At 63.5% G+C, this 19,382-nt stretch carries 16 protein-coding genes; 10 read left to right on the forward strand and 6 right to left on the reverse strand.

What is annotated here, in order from left to right:
- The 9 genes from GTP69_RS27715 to GTP69_RS27755 form a co-directional block, all read left to right on the forward strand.
- A partial coding sequence (locus GTP69_RS27715) for a tetratricopeptide repeat protein (protein WP_161057909.1) occupies positions 1–473 on the forward strand: 473 nt, incomplete at its 5' end.
- A gap of 152 nt (positions 474–625) precedes the next feature.
- Complete coding sequence (locus GTP69_RS27720) at positions 626–1,783, forward strand: ABC transporter substrate-binding protein (protein WP_161057910.1); 1,158 nt, start codon at positions 626–628, stop codon at positions 1,781–1,783.
- A 90-nt stretch (positions 1,784–1,873) separates the two neighbouring features.
- Positions 1,874–2,764, forward strand: a complete 891-nt coding sequence (locus GTP69_RS27725; protein WP_161045310.1) for a branched-chain amino acid ABC transporter permease — start codon at positions 1,874–1,876, stop codon at positions 2,762–2,764.
- A gap of 3 nt (positions 2,765–2,767) precedes the next feature.
- Positions 2,768–4,717: an ABC transporter permease subunit gene (locus tag GTP69_RS27730; protein ID WP_161057911.1), complete on the forward strand. Its 1,950-nt coding sequence runs from the start codon at positions 2,768–2,770 to the stop codon at positions 4,715–4,717.
- 12 nt (positions 4,718–4,729) lie between these two features.
- Positions 4,730–5,452 (forward strand): ABC transporter ATP-binding protein, encoded by a 723-nt coding sequence (locus GTP69_RS27735; RefSeq protein WP_161045312.1) that lies wholly within the window; start codon positions 4,730–4,732, stop codon positions 5,450–5,452.
- 52 nt (positions 5,453–5,504) lie between these two features.
- Positions 5,505–5,717 carry a hypothetical protein gene (locus GTP69_RS31155; protein WP_202424597.1) on the forward strand — a complete coding sequence of 71 codons (213 nt, stop codon included), beginning with the start codon at positions 5,505–5,507 and terminating at the stop codon, positions 5,715–5,717.
- A 66-nt stretch (positions 5,718–5,783) separates the two neighbouring features.
- Positions 5,784–6,620: an aldo/keto reductase gene (locus GTP69_RS27745; RefSeq protein ID WP_161057912.1), complete on the forward strand. Its 837-nt coding sequence runs from the start codon at positions 5,784–5,786 to the stop codon at positions 6,618–6,620.
- A gap of 13 nt (positions 6,621–6,633) precedes the next feature.
- Positions 6,634–7,713, forward strand: a complete 1,080-nt coding sequence (locus GTP69_RS27750) for a DUF4272 domain-containing protein (protein ID WP_161057913.1) — start codon at positions 6,634–6,636, stop codon at positions 7,711–7,713.
- Between the two features lie 80 nt (positions 7,714–7,793).
- A complete protein-coding gene (locus GTP69_RS27755) occupies positions 7,794–8,210 on the forward strand; it encodes an RcnB family protein (RefSeq protein ID WP_161057914.1) in 417 nt (138 codons plus the stop codon).
- On the opposite strand, the gene GTP69_RS27760 is transcribed toward GTP69_RS27755, so the two are convergent.
- Genes GTP69_RS27760 through GTP69_RS27785 form a run of 6 tightly spaced genes read right to left on the reverse strand, consistent with a single transcriptional unit; the run spans position 8,211 to position 12,904 of the window.
- Entirely contained in the window at positions 8,211–8,528 is a 318-nt protein-coding gene (locus tag GTP69_RS27760; RefSeq protein WP_161057915.1) for a DUF2288 domain-containing protein, read from the reverse strand.
- 1 nt (position 8,529) lies between these two features.
- Positions 8,530–9,219: an RES family NAD+ phosphorylase gene (locus GTP69_RS27765; RefSeq protein ID WP_161057916.1), complete on the reverse strand. Its 690-nt coding sequence runs from the start codon at positions 9,217–9,219 to the stop codon at positions 8,530–8,532.
- Complete coding sequence (locus GTP69_RS27770; protein ID WP_161050739.1) at positions 9,220–9,654, reverse strand: antitoxin Xre/MbcA/ParS toxin-binding domain-containing protein; 435 nt, start codon at positions 9,652–9,654, stop codon at positions 9,220–9,222.
- 60 nt (positions 9,655–9,714) lie between these two features.
- Positions 9,715–10,197: a hypothetical protein gene (locus tag GTP69_RS27775; RefSeq protein WP_161057917.1), complete on the reverse strand. Its 483-nt coding sequence runs from the start codon at positions 10,195–10,197 to the stop codon at positions 9,715–9,717.
- Entirely contained in the window at positions 10,194–11,888 is a 1,695-nt protein-coding gene (gene recJ, locus GTP69_RS27780; protein ID WP_161057918.1) for a single-stranded-DNA-specific exonuclease RecJ, read from the reverse strand. Before recJ ends, GTP69_RS27775 begins: the two co-directional genes overlap by 4 nt.
- Positions 11,885–12,904, reverse strand: coding sequence for a hypothetical protein (locus GTP69_RS27785; RefSeq protein ID WP_229261182.1), 1,020 nt, complete (start codon positions 12,902–12,904; stop codon positions 11,885–11,887). Before GTP69_RS27785 ends, recJ begins: the two co-directional genes overlap by 4 nt.
- Before the next feature lie 263 nt (positions 12,905–13,167).
- On the opposite strand from GTP69_RS27785, the gene GTP69_RS27790 reads away from it, so the two are divergent.
- Entirely contained in the window at positions 13,168–19,377 is a 6,210-nt protein-coding gene (locus GTP69_RS27790) for an SdrD B-like domain-containing protein (RefSeq protein WP_161057920.1), read from the forward strand.
- Positions 19,378–19,382 lie beyond the last annotated feature (5 nt).

Consider the following 19,382-nt stretch of genomic DNA (forward strand, 5'->3'; position numbering starts at 1 on the left):
CGGCCGGCCCTGCGCCGGCCAGCCCGGTGGAAGAAGGGCGCCAGTGCCTGCGCGGCAGCGAGCAGGCGCCGGCCAACCTGCCGCGCGCCTTCCAGCTGTTCAGCGGCGCCGCGCAAAAAGGCGACCCATTGGCCGCCTACTATCTGGGCATGATGTACCAGAACGGCATGGCGGTCGCACGCGACATGAAAACCGCCGCCCACTGGCTGCAATTCGCCGCCAGTCGCCAGACCCCGGCCGCCATGTACGCGCTGGCCAAACTCTATCTCGCCGGCGACGGCGTCAAACGCGACGAACTGGCGGCGCGACGCTGGATCGAAAAAGCCGCCGACCTCGAATACCCGGAGGCCGTGATGGCCATGGCGATCGGCCTGCGCGACGGCTCCATGGGCTTCGAGCGCAACGAAGCGCTGGCCGAAACCCAACTGCGCTTCGCCAACCGCGCCCTCAAGCTGGCCGGCACCAGCCGCTAGGCGCCGCGCGTCTCTCGTCGCGCATCGCTTGCTGCGATGCGGCACATCTATCTGTTGCTGATGAAGTTCTACTAACCTACAATGGGTTTCCGATGGGGCGACTATCCAGCGTACGACTACGATAAAAATCGTTGTATAACAGGAGATGGCACATGAACTTCAAGTTGAACATGCTTGTTGCAGGTCTGGCACTCGGTTTCTCGGCATCTGCCTTGGCGGCAGAGCCCATCAAGATCGGCGTCGCCGGTCCCTTCACCGGCGGCTCCGCGCCGATGGGCGTGTCGATGCGCGACGGCGTCAAACTGGCGGTAGCCGACATCAACGCCAAAGGCGGCGTCCTCGGCCGCCAGATTCAGCTGATTGAACGCGACGACGAAGCCAAACCGGAACGCGGCGTGCAGATCGCCCAGGAACTGATCAACAAAGAAAAAGTCGTGGCCACCGTCGGCTACATCAACACCGGCGTCGCGCTGGCCTCGCAGCGTTTTTACCAGGACGCCAAAATCCCGGTTATGAACAACGTCGCCACCGGCTCCATCATCACCAAGCAGTTCGCCGACCAGCCGGACAACTACATCTTCCGCAACTCCGCCAACGACCAGATCCAGTCGCAGATGATCATCAAGGAAGCGGTCGATAATCGCAAATTCAAGAAAGTCGCGATCCTGGCCGACTCCACCAACTACGGCCAGCTGGGCCGCGAAGACCTGGAAAAAGTGCTGGCCGGCCGCAACATGAAAGCCGTCGCCGTCGAGAAGTACAACATCAAGGACGTCGACATGACCGCCCAGCTGCTGAAAGCCAAGCAGGCCGGCGCCGACGTCGTGCTCACCTACGGCATCGGCCCGGAACTGGCGCAGATCGCCAACGGCATGGAAAAACTCAACTGGAAAGTGCCGCTGATCGGCAGCTGGACCCTGTCGATGGCCAACTTCATCGACAACGCCGGCAAGAACGGCAACGGCACCCGCATGCCGCAGACCTTCATCCAGGACCCCAACACGCCGAAACGCAAAGCCTTCATCGACGCCTACATCAAGGCCTACAACCCGCCGCAGGGCCGCATGCCGTCGCCGGTGTCGGCCGCGCAGGGCTACGACTCGATCTACCTGCTGGCCGCCGCCATCAAGCAGGCCGGCAGCACCGACGGCCCCAAAGTCAAGGCCGCGCTGGAGAGCCTGAGCGAAAAAGTCGACGGCGTCGTTACCACCTACGACAAACCGTACAGCAAGGACAACCACGAAGCCATCAACGCCCAGACCACCGTCTTCGGCGAAGTCAAAGACGGCAAAGTGGTGCTGGCCAAGTAAGCAAGCAAGGCCGCATCGCGCCACTGTGGCCAGACTTGCGCCGATCCGGCAGCAAGCCTGGCCATTTTCTTGTCGTCCAGGGGGCTTACCATGGAAATCCTGTTGCAACTGGTGTTCAGCGGCATCGCGCTGGGCATGATCTACGCCGTCATCGCCTTCGGCTATCAGCTCACCTTCGCCACCTCCGGCACGCTCAACTTCGGCCAGGGGGAGTCGCTGATGCTGGGCGCCCTGGTCGGGCTGAGCCTGGTCGGCACCATCCACGGCGGCCCTTACATGAGCTACCTGCTGATGATCCCGCTGGTGATCGTGTTCGGCGCGCTGCAAGGCATGTTCGTCGAATGGATCGGCGTGCGGCCGGCGATCAAGATCAAATCCGAATTCGGCTGGATCATGTCCACCATCGCGCTGGCCATCATCTTCAAGAACGTCGCCGAAAACATCTGGGGCAAGGACGATCTGACCTTCCCGTCGCCGCTGTCCTCGGCGCCAATCGAAATCCTCGGCGCCAATGTCCAGCCGATGCAGATCGCGGTGGTGGTCGGCGCGCTGGCCATCATGGCGGCGGTCGAAATCTTCAACCGCAAATCGATCTACGGCAAGGCCGTCGTCGCCACCGCCAACGACCGCGACGCGGCCGGCCTGATGGGGATTAACACCCGCGCAGTCATTACCTTTTCCTACGCGCTGTCGTCGGCCGTCGCCGCGTTTGCCGGTGTGCTGGTGGCGCCGCTGACGCTGACCGGCGCCACCATGGGCGCTTCGCTCGGCCTCAAAGCCTTCGCCGTCGCCATCATCGGCGGCCTGACCTCCGGCGTCGGCGCCATTGTCGGCGGCCTGATACTGGGCATCACCGAAACCACCGCCGGCTACTACATCTCCACCGGCTACAAGGACGTGCCGGGATTGCTGCTGCTGTTGCTGGTGCTGGCGATCAAGCCCTCCGGCCTGTTCGGCAAAGCCGCCATCAAAAAGGTCTGACCCATGAACAAAACGATCGTCGCGGCAAGCGTGGTGGGGCTGGCGGTGCTGGTGCTGTATCCGGTGCTGATTCCTAATCCTTACTATATCCATCTATTCGAAACGATCCTGATCTACGCCATACTATTATTTGGCCTCGACATCGTGGTCGGCTACACCGGCCAGGTCTCGCTCGGCCACGCCGGCCTGTTCGGCATTGGCGCCTACGTCACCGGCGTGGTGGTGTTCAAGCTCGGTGCGCCGTTCTGGATCGCCATCCCCGCCAGCGTGATCGGCGCGGCGGTGTTCGGCGCCATCCTGGCGCTGCCTGCGCTACGTGTCACCGGCCCGTACCTGGCCATGGTCACGCTGGCCTTCGGCACCATCATCCAGATCCTGATCAACGAAATGACCTTCCTTACCGAAGGCCCAATGGGCATCAAGATCGCCAAGCCAATGCTGTTCGGCGCCAAGCTGGATGAGGTGCAGTACTACTACATGGTGGCGGCGCTGATGGTGATCTCGCTGATCGTGGTCCACCGCATCCTCAAATCCAACCTGGGCCGCGCCTTCGAAGCGCTGCGCGACAGCCCGATCGCCTCCGACTGCATGGGCGTCTCGGTCTACCGCTACAAGGTGTATGCCTTCATCATCAGCGCCGGCTTTGCCGGGCTGGCCGGCAGCCTGTATGCGTATTCGGAGGAGTACATCAACCCCAGCACTTACACCTTCGAACTGACCATATTGTTCCTGCTGGCGGTCATCATGGGCGGCCGCAAGACCCGCTCCGGCGCCCTGATCGGCGCACTGATCGTGGTCATGCTGCCCAGCTTGCTGGCCGACATCGAACTGTTCCGCCAGATCGCCGTCGCTGCCGCCGTGCTGGGCGTGATCGGCGCCGCACTGGCCATCGCCCGCAAGCGCGCCACCCCGCGCAGCGTCGCCGTACCGCTGATCGCCGCCATCGGCATGGCGGCGTTCTCCTTCAAGTTGGAGAACATCGTCGACTGGCGCCTGACCATCTTCGGTCTGATGACACTGTTCGTCGTCTACTACCTGCAGGACGGCATCGTCGGCTTCCTGCAAGGACTGCTGGGCAGGGCGCGGGTGCATGCGCAGCCGCTGGCTTCAGGCGCCGGCGCCGAACCGTTCCCGCGCGCGCAAGGCGGCAAGGACGGCGACACGCTGCTGTCCGTCGACCAGATCCTGATGCAGTTCGGCGGCCTGAAAGCGCTCAACCAGGTCAACCTGAACGTCGCCCAGGGCGCCGTGCACGGCCTGATCGGCCCCAACGGCTCCGGCAAAAGCACCATGATGAACGTGCTGACCGGGATCTACAAGCCGACCGCCGGCAAGGTCGCCTTTGCCGGCGCCGTCATCTCCGGTCGCACTCCGTCCGAGATCGCGCTGGGCGGCGTCGCCCGCACCTTCCAGAACGTCCAGCTGTTCGGCGAAATGACCGCCACCGAAAACGTCCTGGTCGGCCTGCACAACACCTTCCACTCGAATGTACTGGACGTCATGCTGCAAACCCCGCGCTACAAGCGTGAAGAGCAGGGCGCGCGTCAGCGGGCCGCCAGCATCCTGGAGTTTGTCGGCCTGGCCGACCTGGCCGGCGAAGAAGCGCGCAACCTGCCGTACGGCAAACAGCGGCTGCTGGAAATCGGCCGCGCGCTTGGCCTCAGTCCGCGCCTGCTGCTGCTGGACGAACCGGCCGCCGGCCTGACCGCACCCGACATCAAGGAACTGATGGCCATCATCCGCAAGATCCGCGACCACGGCATTACCATCATCCTGATCGAGCACCACATGGACGTGGTGATGGCCTTGTCCGACACCGTCACGGTGCTGGACTTCGGCCAGAAAATCGCCGAAGGCAAACCGGCCGCCGTGCAAAGCGATCCGAAAGTGATCGAAGCCTACCTGGGCGGCAGCAGTGAAGAACACGGCGGCGCTGGCGTCGCAGCGCACTGACAAGGACACCACATGCTCTCGATCACCAATCTGCATGCCGCTTACGGCAAAGTCGACGTCCTGCACGGCATCTCGCTGGAAGTGCCGAAAGGCAAACTGGTCACCCTGATCGGCTCCAACGGCGCCGGCAAGACCACCACCATGCGCGCCATCTCCGGCATGCTCAAGCCGAAGAGCGGCAAAGTCACGCTGGCCGGTAAGGACATCACCGGCAGCGACTCGCACCAGATCGCCCGCGCCGGGCTGGCGCATTCGCCGGAAGGGCGGCGCGTATTCGCCTCCATGAGCGTCACCGACAACCTGCTGCTGGGCGCCTTCCCGCGCTTCACCCGCGCGCGGCCCAAAGGCGACATCCAGCGCGACCTGGAAAAAGCGCTGGAACTGTTCCCGCGCCTGAAGGAACGCCAGCACCAGCTGGCCGGCACGCTATCCGGCGGCGAACAGCAAATGCTGGCCATGGCGCGCGCCGTCATGCTCAATCCCGACGTGGTGCTGCTGGACGAACCGTCGATGGGTCTGGCGCCAATCTTGGTGGAGGAGGTGTTCCGCATCATCCAGCGCCTGAAAGCGGAAGGCGTGACCATGCTGCTTGTAGAACAGTTCGCGGCCGCCGCGCTCAACGTCGCCGACTACGGCTACGTACTGGAAAACGGCCACATCTCCGTCCACGGCCCGGCCGACAGCCTCAAAACCGATCCCAAAGTCATCGCCGCCTACCTTGGTGGCGGCCACTGACGACGTCTGCCACCGTCGCGCAAGTGCGTTCGGACAACTTAGGAGCTTGCTAATGGCATATGGATTCATGAATATTGCTCGCACCCCGAGCGTGCAGGCCTATCGCGGCAACCGGCAGTACATCAGCACCGGCAATTTCAAGGCCAGTGACCGTGCCTGCATGATCCTGGTCGATTATCCCCGCCGCGCCCGGCTGAAGCGAATTGCGCAGTTGGAGCGGGAGAATGCCTCGTTGCGCGGAAAACTCAACCCGGATTCGCTGTAAACAATCGCTGCGCACCTTGGCGCCGGATTTTTTTTATACTGTCGGTTCGACGAAACGGGAGACAGTATGAAGACGCTGAAGATGGCCGGACGCGCGGTGCCGGCGCTGGGGCAGGGCACGTGGAATATGGGTGAGCAGGCCGCGTGCCGCCAGGACGAAGTGCACGCGCTGCAACTGGGCCTCGACCTGGGCATGACCCTGATCGACACCGCCGAAATGTACGGCGAGGGCGGCGCCGAAGAAGTGGTGGGCGAGGCCATCGCCGGCCGCCGCGACCAGGCCTTCATCGTCAGCAAAGTCTATCCGCACAACGCCAGCTTCGACGGCGTGCAGGAAGCCTGCGAACGCAGCTTGCGCCGCCTGAAGGTCGAGGCCATCGACCTGTATCTGCTGCACTGGCAAGGCCACCACCCGCTGGCCGAAACCTTCGACGGTTTCGAGGCGCTCAAGCAGGCCGGTAAAATCAAGTCTTATGGCGTCAGCAACTTCGACCTGGAGAACCTGGAAGAATCGCTAGCCTACGGCGCTCCGGCCACCAACCAGGTGCTGTACAACCTGATGAAGCGCGGCATCGAGTTTGACCTGCTGCCGTGGGCGCGCGAACGCCAGCTGCCCATCATGGCCTACTCGCCGCTGGAAACCCATGGCCGCGAACAGGCCGTGCTGCTCGGCAATCCCGGCCTCAATGCGGTGGCCGACGCGCATGGCGTCACGCCGGCGCAGATCGCGCTGGCCTGGGTGCTGCATCAGGATGGCGTGATCGCTATCCCCAAGGCCGTCGATCCTGTACACTTGCGCGCCAACCGCGCCGCGGCCGAGATCGAGCTTTCCGCTGGCGATCTGGCCGCATTGGACCAGGCATTTCCGCCGCCGCGCCGTCGCCGCGCGCTGGATATGCGTTAAAAGATAACTAATTATGCTCAATCGACTGAAGCAGCTGTTCTCCCCGAAGGACATCAGCAACCACATCCTGCTCAACGCCTACTGCACCGTGGGCGACTTGCCCAAACCTGCCTTCCCGCATGTGCTGAACGGCCGCCGTGACATCAGCGACGCCGAACTGGGGCCGCACCTGAATGGCTTTATGCATTATCTGGCCGAGCAAAATGGCGGCAAGATGACGCGTACCCGCTATCACGTGATCCGCCACCTGCAGCGCGTGCAGCATCATCTGAGCTTTGCCGTCGATCCGGCCGACATGGCGGCTTTCCACGCCTGGGCGGAAAGCGCCAATGCGCTGCTGTTCATGCAGGATGGCACGGTGCGCGATCCGCAAGGCCGCATGCTGCTGGCCGCCGCCGGCGCGGATGCCGAAGCCAGTACCGGTGCGGTGATGCCATACCCGCCGCAAGCCTGGCAGCGCAAGGCGCGCACCGACGCGCAACTGGCCGCGCTGAAAATCGACGTGCCGGCCGACCTGCCGCCGCTGGTTTCCGAGCTGGAGCTGCGCCTGCGCGCGCCGGAAGATATCCTGCGCCGCATGCTGGCCTTGTTCGTGGTCGCCATCCGCGCCGAATCGTTGACCAGCAATACGCCGATCACCGTGGCCGATTTGCAGCAACGCTTCCCGCCGGCCTTCGCCGCGCTGACCGACGCCGAACGCGCCTTCCTGGCCCAGGAAGCGCCGAGCGAGCAGGAAATCACCCAGTTCCTGTGGCGTTACGAAGCGATCCTGGTGTTGCAATGGGCGTTGGGCTTGCAAGAGGCGTTGCCGTTTGCGGATGCGATTTGCGACGTCGCGTCGATTTCCAGCACCGTTATCGACCGTGGCACCGAAGGCTTGCGCAAGCAGCCGGTGGCGCGCGCGGCGGGCGAGATCCTCGATGCGCTCGACCTGCATTACCGTCTGCACTGGGCCAGCCGCCAGGCCATCCTGAAGAAAGCGCCGGCGCCGGCCGGCATCAACGACGGCGTGCTGCAGGAGCGTCATCACGCGCTGAACTGGCTGGTGCGTTTTGAAGACCGTGAATGGGACGAGGTCGACACACCGACCTGAGCAACGTTCGCTAGCGTACAGAGCAGTTTAACGGTTCGGGTGTAAGCTGATCCTATCGAAGCAATTAATAGGAGTTCAACATGAACCACAAACTGATTACCGCTGCCGTGCTGGCAGCCTTTATTGGCGTAACCGGCGCGGCTTCGGCGCAAGACCGCCATCGTGATGACGACCGCCGCGGCGGCCCGGATTTCAGCCGCTCCGACGAACGTCGCAACGACCGTACCGATTACCGTCAGAATGATCACCAGGATGACCGCCGTGCCGATCATCACGATAACCGCCGTGACGACCGTGGCGCCGGCCCGCGTCACGACCTGCGCAAGGGCGGCCGCCTGCCGCCTGAGTATCGCAACCGCCAGTACGTCGTGAACGACTGGCGCGGCCACCGCCTGAGCGCGCCGCCGCGCGGCTACCAGTGGGTGCAGACCGGCAGCGATTACGTACTGGTGGCCATTACCACCGGCATCATTGCCAGCCTTCTGCTGTCGAATTAATTAATTCAGCGCCTTCTGTTCCTGCACTAGGATGAAGGGGCTGACCACGGAGGCCCATAGCTCGGCGTTTGTATCAAGCCAGCGCTGGGCCTGTTGGTCGTTAACCCGCGCGATCAGGCCGGAATTCATCCATTGCGCGATATTGTCCTTGTCGTCGTGCGAGATGCGCACGGCCACTTCGACCAGATCCAGCGAATTGGCGACCCACACCACATTCCCTTGCGCGAAATGCTTCAGTAGCTCGCTCCATGGCAGGCGCGCCGTTTCGCGATTCACTTTGGCGCGGAGTTCGAGGTCTTTTTCTGGTTTGGTTTGCATATTAAATAATTTCTATCTTCGGTACAGGGCTACCTTGCCATGTTAACCGATAGACCGCGCCTTTGCGAACATTCCCCACCAGGGCAGGGCGGAAGCAGGCCAGGTTGACGCCGCCGTCGCGCCGCACGCTCGGGTAAAGGATGCCGAGCGAACCGCCGTCCAGCAGCCGTTCGGCCAGCGTTTGCGAGGCGACGTAGCTGTCCGCCGCCAGACAGTCGTCGTAGCGCGGCTGGTTGCGCAGGTCGTGGAAGGATGCGGTGAAATCGGCCAGCATGCATTGATACTGCACGCTGTCGTCGAAGCGGTTGATTTCCGCGTACTCCACTGCCTTATGGAAGCTGACTTCCGCCAGCGCCGTCTCGGCGTCAAACGCGCAATACCAGGCGCCGCGCCGGCCGTCGTTGAAGCGGCTGCCCTGCGGATGCGCATAGGTAAACGCGGCGTTGACGATGCGGAAGTTCGGTACGCCGAACACCAGTTCATCGACATTGATGCCGGCCGCGCCGCCATTTTGCGTGCGCAGGCGGGCGTTGGTGGCGTTATCCAGGTCGAACAGGTCGCGCAGGTGGGCGTCGCTGTCGGCCAGCGGCGCCAGCACGGAATCCTCCACGTCCGCAAAGCGGGAGGGCAGCAAACGGCAGGTGTCGAACTGGCGCAGCGCGGTTAAAGGCGGAACGAGGCTGACCGGCACTTACAGTCCTCCGCGGCGGGCGTCCAGCAATTGGCGCACGGTTTGCATGGCCAGCAGGCCGCCGCCCAGCATATAGGCCAGCGGCGTGCGGCCTTCAAAAATCTGGTTGTTGTTGGGCAGGCTGATCCATTCATCGGCGAGCTTGTCGCCGTAGATGATGTGCAGCGCCTTGTAAATGCCCAGCAGGTAGGAAATGCGCGTGATGCAATCGACTTCCAGCGTGCGTTCCGGGTTTTTCTTCCAGTCGTAGTAGGCGCTGTTGGACAGGCCGCCCAGCAACTGACGTGCATCTTCGTCGCGCACCTTCCAGGTGGCGACCAGCTTGAAAAAGCCCTTCAGGGCCGACTGCGACAGCCGTTCGCGCTCGGCCTTGGCGTTGAGATCCACCAGTACGGTCGGCTCGAAGCGGCTGCGAGGGTAGGCATAGTTCAGCATAAATCCTCCGGTAATGGATTCTTTATACTCCGTTTTCGGATGAATTGCAATCCGATTTCGTTATTTCGCTTTTTCGTAGGTGCCGCTGAAACCGTTCGGATCCGCCGCGCGCAGTTGGCGGCCTTCCACGGTCAGCATCATGGTTTTGAAGGCAGAGGGGATGATGGCCTGCGGGTTGCTGACGGTAAAGCCGGCCAGCCGCGTTTTGGCGCGCGTTGGCGGCACAGCGATCCACTGGTACGGCTCTTTCGAACCCTTCATGCGCAGGCCGGCGCGCTTCCACTGCTCACCGGCGGGCATGTTGACGATGGTGTCGCCGTTACCCTTGCTTACTGCTGTTGCTGTCTTACCGCTGTTGCTCTCAAAGCAGACCTCAACGTCTGGCAGTGGACCCTGGTGTGGAAAACCGACAATCGCGATCCACAAACCGGCTTCGGCAGGCTTGGTTTTGCCATAGTCGTCATCATCGAAAAGCTTGAAATCAGGCTTGCCTTGCGCTGCGCTAGTCAGCGTGACTTTACCGTCCTTGAGTGTCCAGGTCACACCGCCTCGGCGTGCTCCACCAGTAGTTGCACTTTCGTCACGCCATTGTACTCGTTGGCGTCCAGCCGGAAGGCGACTTTGGCGCGGTCGCCCAGCGCGTCGGTGTGGCCGAACCAGATGGCGTCGTAGCGGGCGCCGTTTTTCTCCAGCAGCAGCTTGAGGTGGCGCTCTTTCAAAATACGCTGGCTGACCACGCGGAAATCATCGCAGAACACCGGTGGCGCAAAGCCCTGGCCCCACACCTGGCCGGCCATCAGTTCGATGAAATTGGTGGTGTAGTAGGCGTCTTCCAGCGGGCCGTCGGTTTCGACCACGCGTTCCAGCTGCTGCTTGCTGAGCCAAGCGCGACCCACTTCCTCGAAGGCCTTGGCGAAGGCGTCGAAGGCGTCGGCGCGCAGCGTCAGGCCGGCCGCCATCGCATGGCCGCCGAATTTATCGATCAGCGACGGCGCTTTTTTATACACCAGGTCCAGCGCATCGCGCAGGTGGAAGCCGGGAATCGAGCGGCCCGACCCTTTGATCCAGCCGTCCGCGCCGGGCGCGAAGGTGATGGTCGGGCGGTAGAACTTTTCCTTCAGGCGCGAGGCAACGATGCCGATCACGCCCTGGTGCCAGGAGTCGTCGAACACGCAGATGGTGCTGCTCTCGGCCGGCTCGAAGGCATCCAGGTGCAGCAGCGCCGCGTCCTGCATGTCGGCTTCGATCTCGCGCCGTTTCAGGTTGATTTCGTTGAGCTGCTGCGCCAGTTGCCATGCGCGGTCCTCGTCGTCGGTGACCAGGCATTCGATCCCCAGCGACATATCTTCCAGCCGGCCGGCCGCGTTCAGGCGCGGGCCGAGCGCGAAGCCCAGGTCGAACGGATTGGCGGTGCGCGGCTCGCGGCCGGCCACGCGGAACAGCGCCGCCACGCCGGCGTGCATGCGGCCGGCGCGCATGCGTTTCAGCCCTTGCGCCACCAGGATGCGGTTGTTGGCGTCCAGCTTGACCACGTCGGCCACGGTGCCCAGCGCCACCAGGTCCAGCAGGTTGTCCAGCTTGGGCTGCGTTTGCGCGTCGAACACGCCGCGCTTGCGCAACTCGGCGCGCAAGGCCAGCAGAACATAGAACATCACGCCGACGCCGGCGATATGCTTGCTCGGGAAGCCGCATTCCGGCTGGTTGGGATTGACGATCACGCGCGCAGCGGGCAGGGTATCGGCCGGCAAGTGGTGGTCGGTTACCACCACTTCGATGCCGCGCCGGCTGGCTTCCGCCACGCCGTCAATGCTGGCGATGCCGTTATCGACGGTAATGATGATGTCCGGCTGCTTTTCGCGCGCCGTCAGTTCGACGATTTCCGGCGTCAGGCCGTAACCGTATTCGAAGCGGTTCGGCACGATGAAGTCGATATCGGCGCCCATGGCGCGCAGCCCGCGCAGCGCCACGGCGCAGGCGGTGGCGCCGTCGCAGTCGTAGTCGGCCACGATCACCATGCGCTTGCGCGCGCCGATGGAGTCAGCCAGGAATACGGCGGCGGCGTCGATGTGCAGCAGGCCGGATGGCGGAATCATGGACGCCAGCTCGCTCGACAGCTCTTTCGGATCGGTCAGGCCGCGTGCGGCATACAGGCGCGCCAGCACCGGGTGGATGCCGTTCTGGCGCAGCATTTCGGATTCGCGGAACGGGATGTTACGGGTGGCGATACGGGTCATGATTGCTTCAACAAAGGATTCAGGGTCGGCTGGCGCCAGAATTTGCGTTGCGCCAGTTTGCTGCTGGTGATGGTGCTGGTGCCGAAACGGTGGCTCAGCACCAGCTTGACGTTGCCGATGCGGCCGTCCTTCAACGCGGCCAGCAGCGGCGCAAACCATTCCTGCTCGAGGCGCTGCATGCGCGCCAGCCAGTCGGACCAGTCGCCCACTTGCGCCGGCGCGATCAGGTCGGCCAGCATCGCCGCGCCCGGCTGGTCTATCAGTTGCTGCGCGGTCGGCTGGTGCAGTTCCGGCGCCGCCAACGTCGCCATCCATGCGGTGTCGGCGCTGATAGCCACTCGGCCGCTCGGCGCTGCCGGACCGGCGCCGCCCCACAGCCAGCAGGAATTTACCGGTTGCAGGCCGCGCGCCTGGCGCGCTTCGTTGATCGGATGTTCATGCCACAGCATCTGGATTTCGTTTTGCAGCTTGCGGAAGGCGCGCGCGTGATCACCCTCCGGCAGCCAGTCGCCCATGCTCTGGGTGGTGGCGGCGTCCGGCGAGGCGGTGCTCAGGCTGGCCCATTCGTCGGCGCGCACAAACCACAGGCCGGGGGCGCCGTGCAGCAGCGGCTTGCCAATATCGTCGAAATACGGCCGCGCCACCTCATATAGGGCGAGCGAATCGGCCTGGCTCAGTTGCAGGCCGCGCAGGTCGGTCAGCAAAAAATGGGTGCGCGAGATTTGTACATAGGCTGGTTGCAGCATGAACCAATGGCCTTGCTCAGCCTCCGCCGCCAGACCGCAGCCGCGCATGCAGGCGGTGGCCAGCGCAGCGTTGTCGCCAAGGCCCAGTGCATGGCTGAGCCATGCTTCGTGCGGCAGCACGCGGCTATTGTTGTCGAACTCACTATATTGCAGCGTACTGTGGCGGCCCAGAAGAGCGGCCAGCGCCGGCGTCTTCAGGGCGCGTAGCAGGTCTTTGGCCAGTTCAGGCGGAGGCAGGGCAAAGGGCAGGGCCAGGGTAATGTCATTCATCCCGAGATTGTAGGGCATAGCGGCTCTTGATGAATTAATTCTTTGTGGAAACAATAATTACGAAAAAACCACAGCGTTGCTAAAATAATTAATTATTGTAAGTAAATGTTCGCTATAATTGCGACAACTTAGATGCACATTAGGTATCACTCTAAAAAATAGTGATACCGGTTCCCGGTAATACCTGCCACTGCCTACCCAATCAGCGTAGCAGCCGTGACGGCCCGATTTATAAATCCAAAAACTATTTTTGAAGGCCTTGTATGAGCTCGATCAGTCTTGCCACCACTATTCACATTTGCGAAGATACCAACGGTACTTTTGACATCCGCGACCTGCTGGCCAGCGCTGGCTATACTGCAAGCACTGCGTTGACGATCAACGCCATGTCGGTGATCCTGCCCGACGGCACCATCAGCAGCAAAGACACGCCTCTGATGGGCAAGGTTGACGCCGACACCATCTACGTGCGTCCCGGCCAGTGGGCAGAGAACTACAACGGCAAGTTTGCCACCTTCGAATTTGTGCTGGACCAGGGCCCTAACGTCCTCAACAACATCACCCTCAGCCTGCAGGTGGTGGTGGACCCGGTCAACGATGCGCCGACCGGCGCCGACAAGACCTTCAACCTGAGCGACGGCCACGCGGTCGCGCTGACCCAGAACGACTTCGGCTTCGTCGACAAGGTCGAGCATGACGCCTTCCAGTCCGTCATCATCACCTCGCTGCCGACCGCCGGCAAGCTGACGCTGAACGGCGCCGCCGTGGCCGTGGGCGCGGAAATTTCCGCCGCCGACATCGCTGCCGGCAAGCTGGCCTTCGAGCCGAGCCAGAGCACTTCCGGCAGCTTTGACGTCGGCTTCAAAGTGCGCGATGCGGGCGGCCTGGTCGGCTGCGGCGCGGCCGACACCAGCGCCACGCCAAATTACCTGACCTTCAAAGTGCCACAGGCGCACCTGGGCGATTTCGTCTGGGAAGACACCAACGGCAACGGCGTGCAGGACAGCGGTGAAGCGGGCATCGCCGGCGTCACCGTGCAGCTCAAGGATGCCGGCGGCCAGGTGGTTGCCAGCACCACCACCGATGGTTCGGGCGCCTACCACTTCGACGTCAATGCCGGCACGTATTCGGTCACCGTACAAGCGCCGGCCGGCTATGTCGCCACCCAGCAGGGGCAGGGCGGCAATGACGCCACCGACAGCGACATCAACGCCGCCGGCAGCACCGCGCCGATCGCGCTGGCGCCGGGCGAAACCAACAACAAGGCCGACGCTGGCCTGTACCGTCCAGTCTCGCTGGGCGACACCGTCTGGTACGACACCAACCGCAATGGCGTGCAGGACAGCGGTGAAGCCGGCGTGTCCGGCGTCAAGGTCACGCTGCTGGACGCCAACGGCAATGCGGTCGCCGGCGCCACCGCCACCACCGATGCCAGCGGCCATTACCAGTTCAGCAACCTGAAGCCCGGCGCCTACAGCGTGCAGTTCGACCAGACCACGTTGCCGGCCAACTATTTGCTGACCGCGCAGGGCCAGGGCGGCGACGCCACCAAGGATTCCGACGCCGACGTTACCACCGGCAAGACCGCGCAAGTGACGCTGAATTCGGGCGACAGCAACCAACACCTGGATGCCGGCATCGTCATCAAGCAAGCCACCGTGGGCGACCGCGTGTGGGAAGACGCCAATGGCAACGGCGTGCAGGACGCGAACGAGCAGGGCATCGATGGCGTGCAGGTCGCGCTGAAGGACAGCAGCGGCAAAGTGGTCAGCACCGTCACCACCCATGACGGCGGCCAGTACAGCTTTACCGTCGATCCGGGCACCTATTCGGTATCGGTCACCGCGCCGAACGGCTACGTTGCCACCGGCGCCGGCAAGGGCGGCGACGCCGCCGCCGACAGCGACATTGACGCCAGCGGCAATACCTCCGCCATCACGCTGACGCCGGGCCAGGTCAAGACCGACGTTGACGCCGGCTTTTACCGTCCAGCCTCGCTGGGCGACAAAGTCTGGCTGGACGCCAACCGCAATGGCGTGCAGGACAGCGGTGAAACGGGCGTGGCCGGCGTCAAGGTCATCCTGCTGGACGCCTCCGGCAACCCGACCGGCATCACCGCCACCACCGATGCCAGCGGCAACTACAGCTTCAACGATCTGAAGCCAGGCACCTACAGCGTGCAGTTCGACAAAGCTTCGCTGCCGGCCAACTACGTGTTCACCACCGCCGGCCAGGGCGCGGCCGATACCGGCTCGGATGCTGACGTCACCACCGGCAAGACCGCGCAAGTCACGCTCAACTCGGGCGACCACAACCATGACGTCGATGCCGGCATCGTGGTGGTGCAGGCCACCGTGGGCAACCGCGTGTGGGAAGACACCAACGGCAACGGCGTGCAGGATACCGGCGAGCAGGGCGTCGATGGCGCCACCGTCTCGCTGAAGGATGCCGGCGGTAATGTGGTCAGCACCGTGGTCACCCACGACGGCGGCCAGTACAGCTTTACCGTTGATCCGGGCACGTATACCGTGTCGGTGGCGCCGCCGTCGGGCTATGTATTCACCGGCACCGCCAAGGGCGGCAATGGCGCGCTGGACAGCGACGTCAATGCTTCCGGCAACGCCACGGTCACGCTGGCCTCGGGCGACGTCAACAACGACATCGATGCCGGCGTCTACCGTCCGGCCTCGCTGAGCCAGGTGGTCTGGTTCGACGCCGACCGTGATGGCCGCCTGGACAACGGCGAAACCGGCGCCGCCGGCGTCAAGGTCATCCTGCTGGACGCCAACGGCGTTGCCGTGCCGGGCGCCACCGCGACCACCGATGCCGATGGCCACTACCAGTTCACCAACCTGACCCCAGGCAAGTACAGCGTGCAGTTCGACAAGAGCAGCCTGCCGGCCGGCTACGACTTCACCTCGGCCGCCCAGGGCGGTCCGGGCGGCATCGGTTCGGACGCCGACACCGGCACCGGCAAGACCGCGCAAGTCACGCTGGCCTCGGGCCAGGACCTGACGCTGCGCGCCGGCCTGGTGATCCAGCAAGCCACCGTGGGCGACCGCGTGTGGGAAGACACCAATGGCAACGGCGTGCAGGACAGCGGCGAAGCCGGCATCGTCGGCGTCAAGGTCGACCTGAAGGACGCCAACGGCAACATCGTCAAGACCACCACCACCGGCGCCGACGGCAAATACAGCTTCACCGTCGATCCGGGCAAATACACGGTGTCCGTGACGGCCCCAACCGGCATGACCGCCACCGACCAGCACAAGGGCGTGGACGCGGTCGACAGCGACATCAACGCCAGCGGCCAGAGCGATGTCATCACGCTGAGCGCCGGCCAGACCAACAACAACGTTGACGCCGGCTTCTACAAAGGCGCCACGCTGGGCGACCGCGTCTGGCTGGACAGCAACAAGAACGGTGTGCAGGATAGCGGCGAAACCGGCGTGGCCAACGTCAAGGTGATCCTGCTGGACGCGTCCGGCAACCCGACCGGCACCACCGCCACCACCGACGCCAACGGCAACTACAGCTTCGCCAACCTGAAGCCAGGCACCTACAGCGTGCAGTTCGACAAGGCCAGCCTGCCGGCCAACTACGTGTTCACCGGCGCCGACCTGGGCGGCAACGACGCCAAGGATTCGGACGCCAACGTCACCACCGGCAAGACCGCGCAAGTCACCCTGACCTCGGGCCAGGTCTACAGCGACCTGGACGCCGGCATCGTCGCCTTGCCAGCCAAGCTGGGCGACTTTGTGTTTGAAGACAAGAACGGCAACGGCGTGCAGGATGCGGGCGAAGCCGGCATCAGCGGCGTATCGGTGCAACTGAAGGACAGCACCGGCAAAGTGGTGCAGACCACCACCACCGGCGCCGACGGCAAGTACAGCTTTACCGCCGATCCGGGCACCTACACCGTGTCGGTCACCGCGCCGAAGGACTACTACTTCACCGGCAAGGATGTCGGCGCCGACGACACCGTCGACAGCGACTTCAGCAGCGCCGGCCAGAGCGCCGCCGTTACCCTGAAAGCGGGCGAGGTCAACACCACCGTCGACGCCGGCCTGTACAAGCTGGGCAGCATTGGCGATCGCGTCTGGCTGGACAGCAACAAGAACGGCCTGCAAGACAGCAGCGAAGCCGGCCTGTGCGGCGTCAAGGTCACGCTGCTGGATGCGGACGGCAAGCAAGTCGGCGCCAGCGTCACCACCGACGCGAACGGCAACTACCAGTTCAGCAATCTGAAGCCGGGCAATTACACCGTGGTGTTCGACAAGGCCTCGCTGCCGGAAGGCATGGCGTTCACCACCGCCAACGTCGGCAGCAACGACGCCATCGACTCCGACGTCAGCGCCGCCGGCGTATCGCATGTGGTCAAACTGACCTCGGGCCAGATCGACAAAACCGTGGACGCCGGCGTGGTCGCCGCCGCCACCATCGGCGACCGTGTTTGGCTCGACAAGAACGCCAACGGCATCCAGGATGACGGCGAAGTCGGCAAATCCGGCGTCACCGTCGAACTGCGCGACAGCAATGGCGCCGTGGTCAAGACCACCACCACCGACAGCAACGGCAACTACAAGTTCTCGGTGGAAGCGGGCACTTATTCGGTCGGCATCAAGGCGCCAAGCGGCTTCGTGATCACCGCCAAGGACCAGGGCAACAACGGCGCCGTCGACAGCGATGCCGACGCCAGCGGCAACCTGGGTTCGGTCACCGTGAGCGCCGGCCAGAGCGTTACCACGCTGGACGCTGGCCTGTATCAAAAAGGCGAAATCGGCGACAAGGTCTGGTACGACAGCAATTGCGACGGCATCCAGCAGAGCGGTGAAACCGCCGCCAAGGGCGTCAAGGTCACGCTGTTGAATGAAAAAGGCGTGGCCGTCGCCACCGCCACCACCGACGCCAACGGCCTGTATTCGTTCACCGATCTGACGCCGGGCAAGTATTCGGTCAAGTTCACTGCGCCGGACGGCTACGTGTTCGCCAAGCAGGACCAGGGCAGCAACGACAGCGTCGATTCCGATGCCGACAGCAACGGCCTGACCTCGCAGTTCACGCTGAGTTCCGGCCAGGTCGACAAGACCCGTGACGCCGGCCTGGTCAAGGCCGCCAGCATCGGCGACCGCGTATGGGAAGACAGCAACTACAACGGCGTGCAGGACAGCGGCGAGAAGGGCGTTGACGGCGTCACCGTCAAACTGTACGACGCCAGCGGCGCGCTGAAAGCCACCACCGTCACCCACGACGGCGGCCAGTACCTGTTCGACGATCTGCAGGCCGGCAACTACAAGGTGGAAGTGGTCAACAACAGCGGCTGGTACTTCACCAAATCCGGCGTCGGCAGCGACGCCAAGGATTCCGACATCACCACGATCTCGGGCAGCAGCGGCAAGACCGACCTCATCACGCTGGCGACCGGCCAGAACCTCACCACCGAGGACGCCGGCATCTACCGCAAGGCCAGCATCGGCGACAAAGTGTGGCGAGATGCCAACCACAACGGTATCCAGGACAGCGGCGAAGAGGGTATCGGCGGCATCAGCGTCTCGCTGTTTGATGCGGTGACCGGCAAGCAGGTCGGCACCACCATCAAGACCGATGCCAGCGGCAACTACAAATTCACCGACCTGAATCCGGGCGACTACTACCTGGCGTTCGACAAGAGCAATGTGAAGGTGTACTTCGCCTCGGACAAGGGCACCTACAACATGAACGACTGGAAGTGGGGCGTGAAGAACGTCGGCAGCAACGACGGCATCGATTCGGACGTGGCGGGCGACGCCAAGAATACGGTCAACACCACCAAGACCGACACCATCACGCTGACCTCGGGCAAGAACGACATGAGCTGGGATGCCAGCATCACGCCGATTGCCATCGACCTCAACGGCGACGGCATCCACACCATCGCTCGCCAGGATATGACCGGCAGCTTTGACTTGCTGGGCACCGGCAAGGCGATCCAGTCGGGCTGGCTGTCGAAGGAAGACGGCTTCCTGGCGATCGACAAGAACGGCAACGGCCAGATCGACGACATCAGCGAACTGTTCGGCGGCGCCAGCAAAGGTTCGGGCTTCGCCAAGCTGGCCACCTACGACAGCAACGGCGACGGCGTGGTCGATGCCAAAGACGCCAACTTCGGCGAGCTGCGCATCTGGCAAGACGCCAACAGCAACGGCAAGACCGACGCTGGCGAGCTGATCACCCTGGCGCAAGCTGGCGTCACCAGCCTGAAGGTCGCTTACACCGAGCTGCCTTTCCTGGACGCCAACAACAACCTGCACCTGGAGCGCAGCAGCGTCACCATGAGCAACGGCAAGACGGCGGATATGACCGACGTCTACTTCAACGTCGCCGCCAGCGACGCGGCAGCGGCCGGCGTCACGGCACCGACTATCGCTGACCTGTTGCAGGACAGCACACCGGCGGTGCAACTGGTGGGCCAATGCCCTGTTGTTCACGCTTAACTTTT

Origin of the sequence: Duganella levis (assembly GCF_009857605.1) — a bacterium.
In the GTDB taxonomy this organism is placed as follows: domain Bacteria; phylum Pseudomonadota; class Gammaproteobacteria; order Burkholderiales; family Burkholderiaceae_D; genus Rugamonas; species Rugamonas levis.

What these genes read in the sequence shown, in the direction of transcription:
- GTP69_RS27720 (WP_161057910.1), top strand. Translation starts at nt 626, where the DNA reads ATGAACTTCAAGTTGAACATGCTTGTTGCAGGTCTGGCACTCGGTTTC.
- GTP69_RS27725 (WP_161045310.1), top strand. Translation starts at nt 1,874, where the DNA reads ATGGAAATCCTGTTGCAACTGGTGTTCAGCGGCATCGCGCTGGGCATG.
- GTP69_RS27730 (WP_161057911.1), top strand. Translation starts at nt 2,768, where the DNA reads ATGAACAAAACGATCGTCGCGGCAAGCGTGGTGGGGCTGGCGGTGCTG.
- GTP69_RS27735 (WP_161045312.1), top strand. Translation starts at nt 4,730, where the DNA reads ATGCTCTCGATCACCAATCTGCATGCCGCTTACGGCAAAGTCGACGTC.
- GTP69_RS31155 (WP_202424597.1), top strand. Translation starts at nt 5,505, where the DNA reads ATGGCATATGGATTCATGAATATTGCTCGCACCCCGAGCGTGCAGGCC.
- GTP69_RS27745 (WP_161057912.1), top strand. Translation starts at nt 5,784, where the DNA reads ATGAAGACGCTGAAGATGGCCGGACGCGCGGTGCCGGCGCTGGGGCAG.
- GTP69_RS27750 (WP_161057913.1), top strand. Translation starts at nt 6,634, where the DNA reads ATGCTCAATCGACTGAAGCAGCTGTTCTCCCCGAAGGACATCAGCAAC.
- GTP69_RS27755 (WP_161057914.1), top strand. Translation starts at nt 7,794, where the DNA reads ATGAACCACAAACTGATTACCGCTGCCGTGCTGGCAGCCTTTATTGGC.
- GTP69_RS27760 (WP_161057915.1), bottom strand. Translation starts at nt 8,528, where the DNA reads ATGCAAACCAAACCAGAAAAAGACCTCGAACTCCGCGCCAAAGTGAAT.
- GTP69_RS27770 (WP_161050739.1), bottom strand. Translation starts at nt 9,654, where the DNA reads ATGCTGAACTATGCCTACCCTCGCAGCCGCTTCGAGCCGACCGTACTG.
- recJ (WP_161057918.1), bottom strand. Translation starts at nt 11,888, where the DNA reads ATGACCCGTATCGCCACCCGTAACATCCCGTTCCGCGAATCCGAAATG.
- GTP69_RS27785 (WP_229261182.1), bottom strand. Translation starts at nt 12,904, where the DNA reads ATGAATGACATTACCCTGGCCCTGCCCTTTGCCCTGCCTCCGCCTGAA.
- GTP69_RS27790 (WP_161057920.1), top strand. Translation starts at nt 13,168, where the DNA reads ATGAGCTCGATCAGTCTTGCCACCACTATTCACATTTGCGAAGATACC.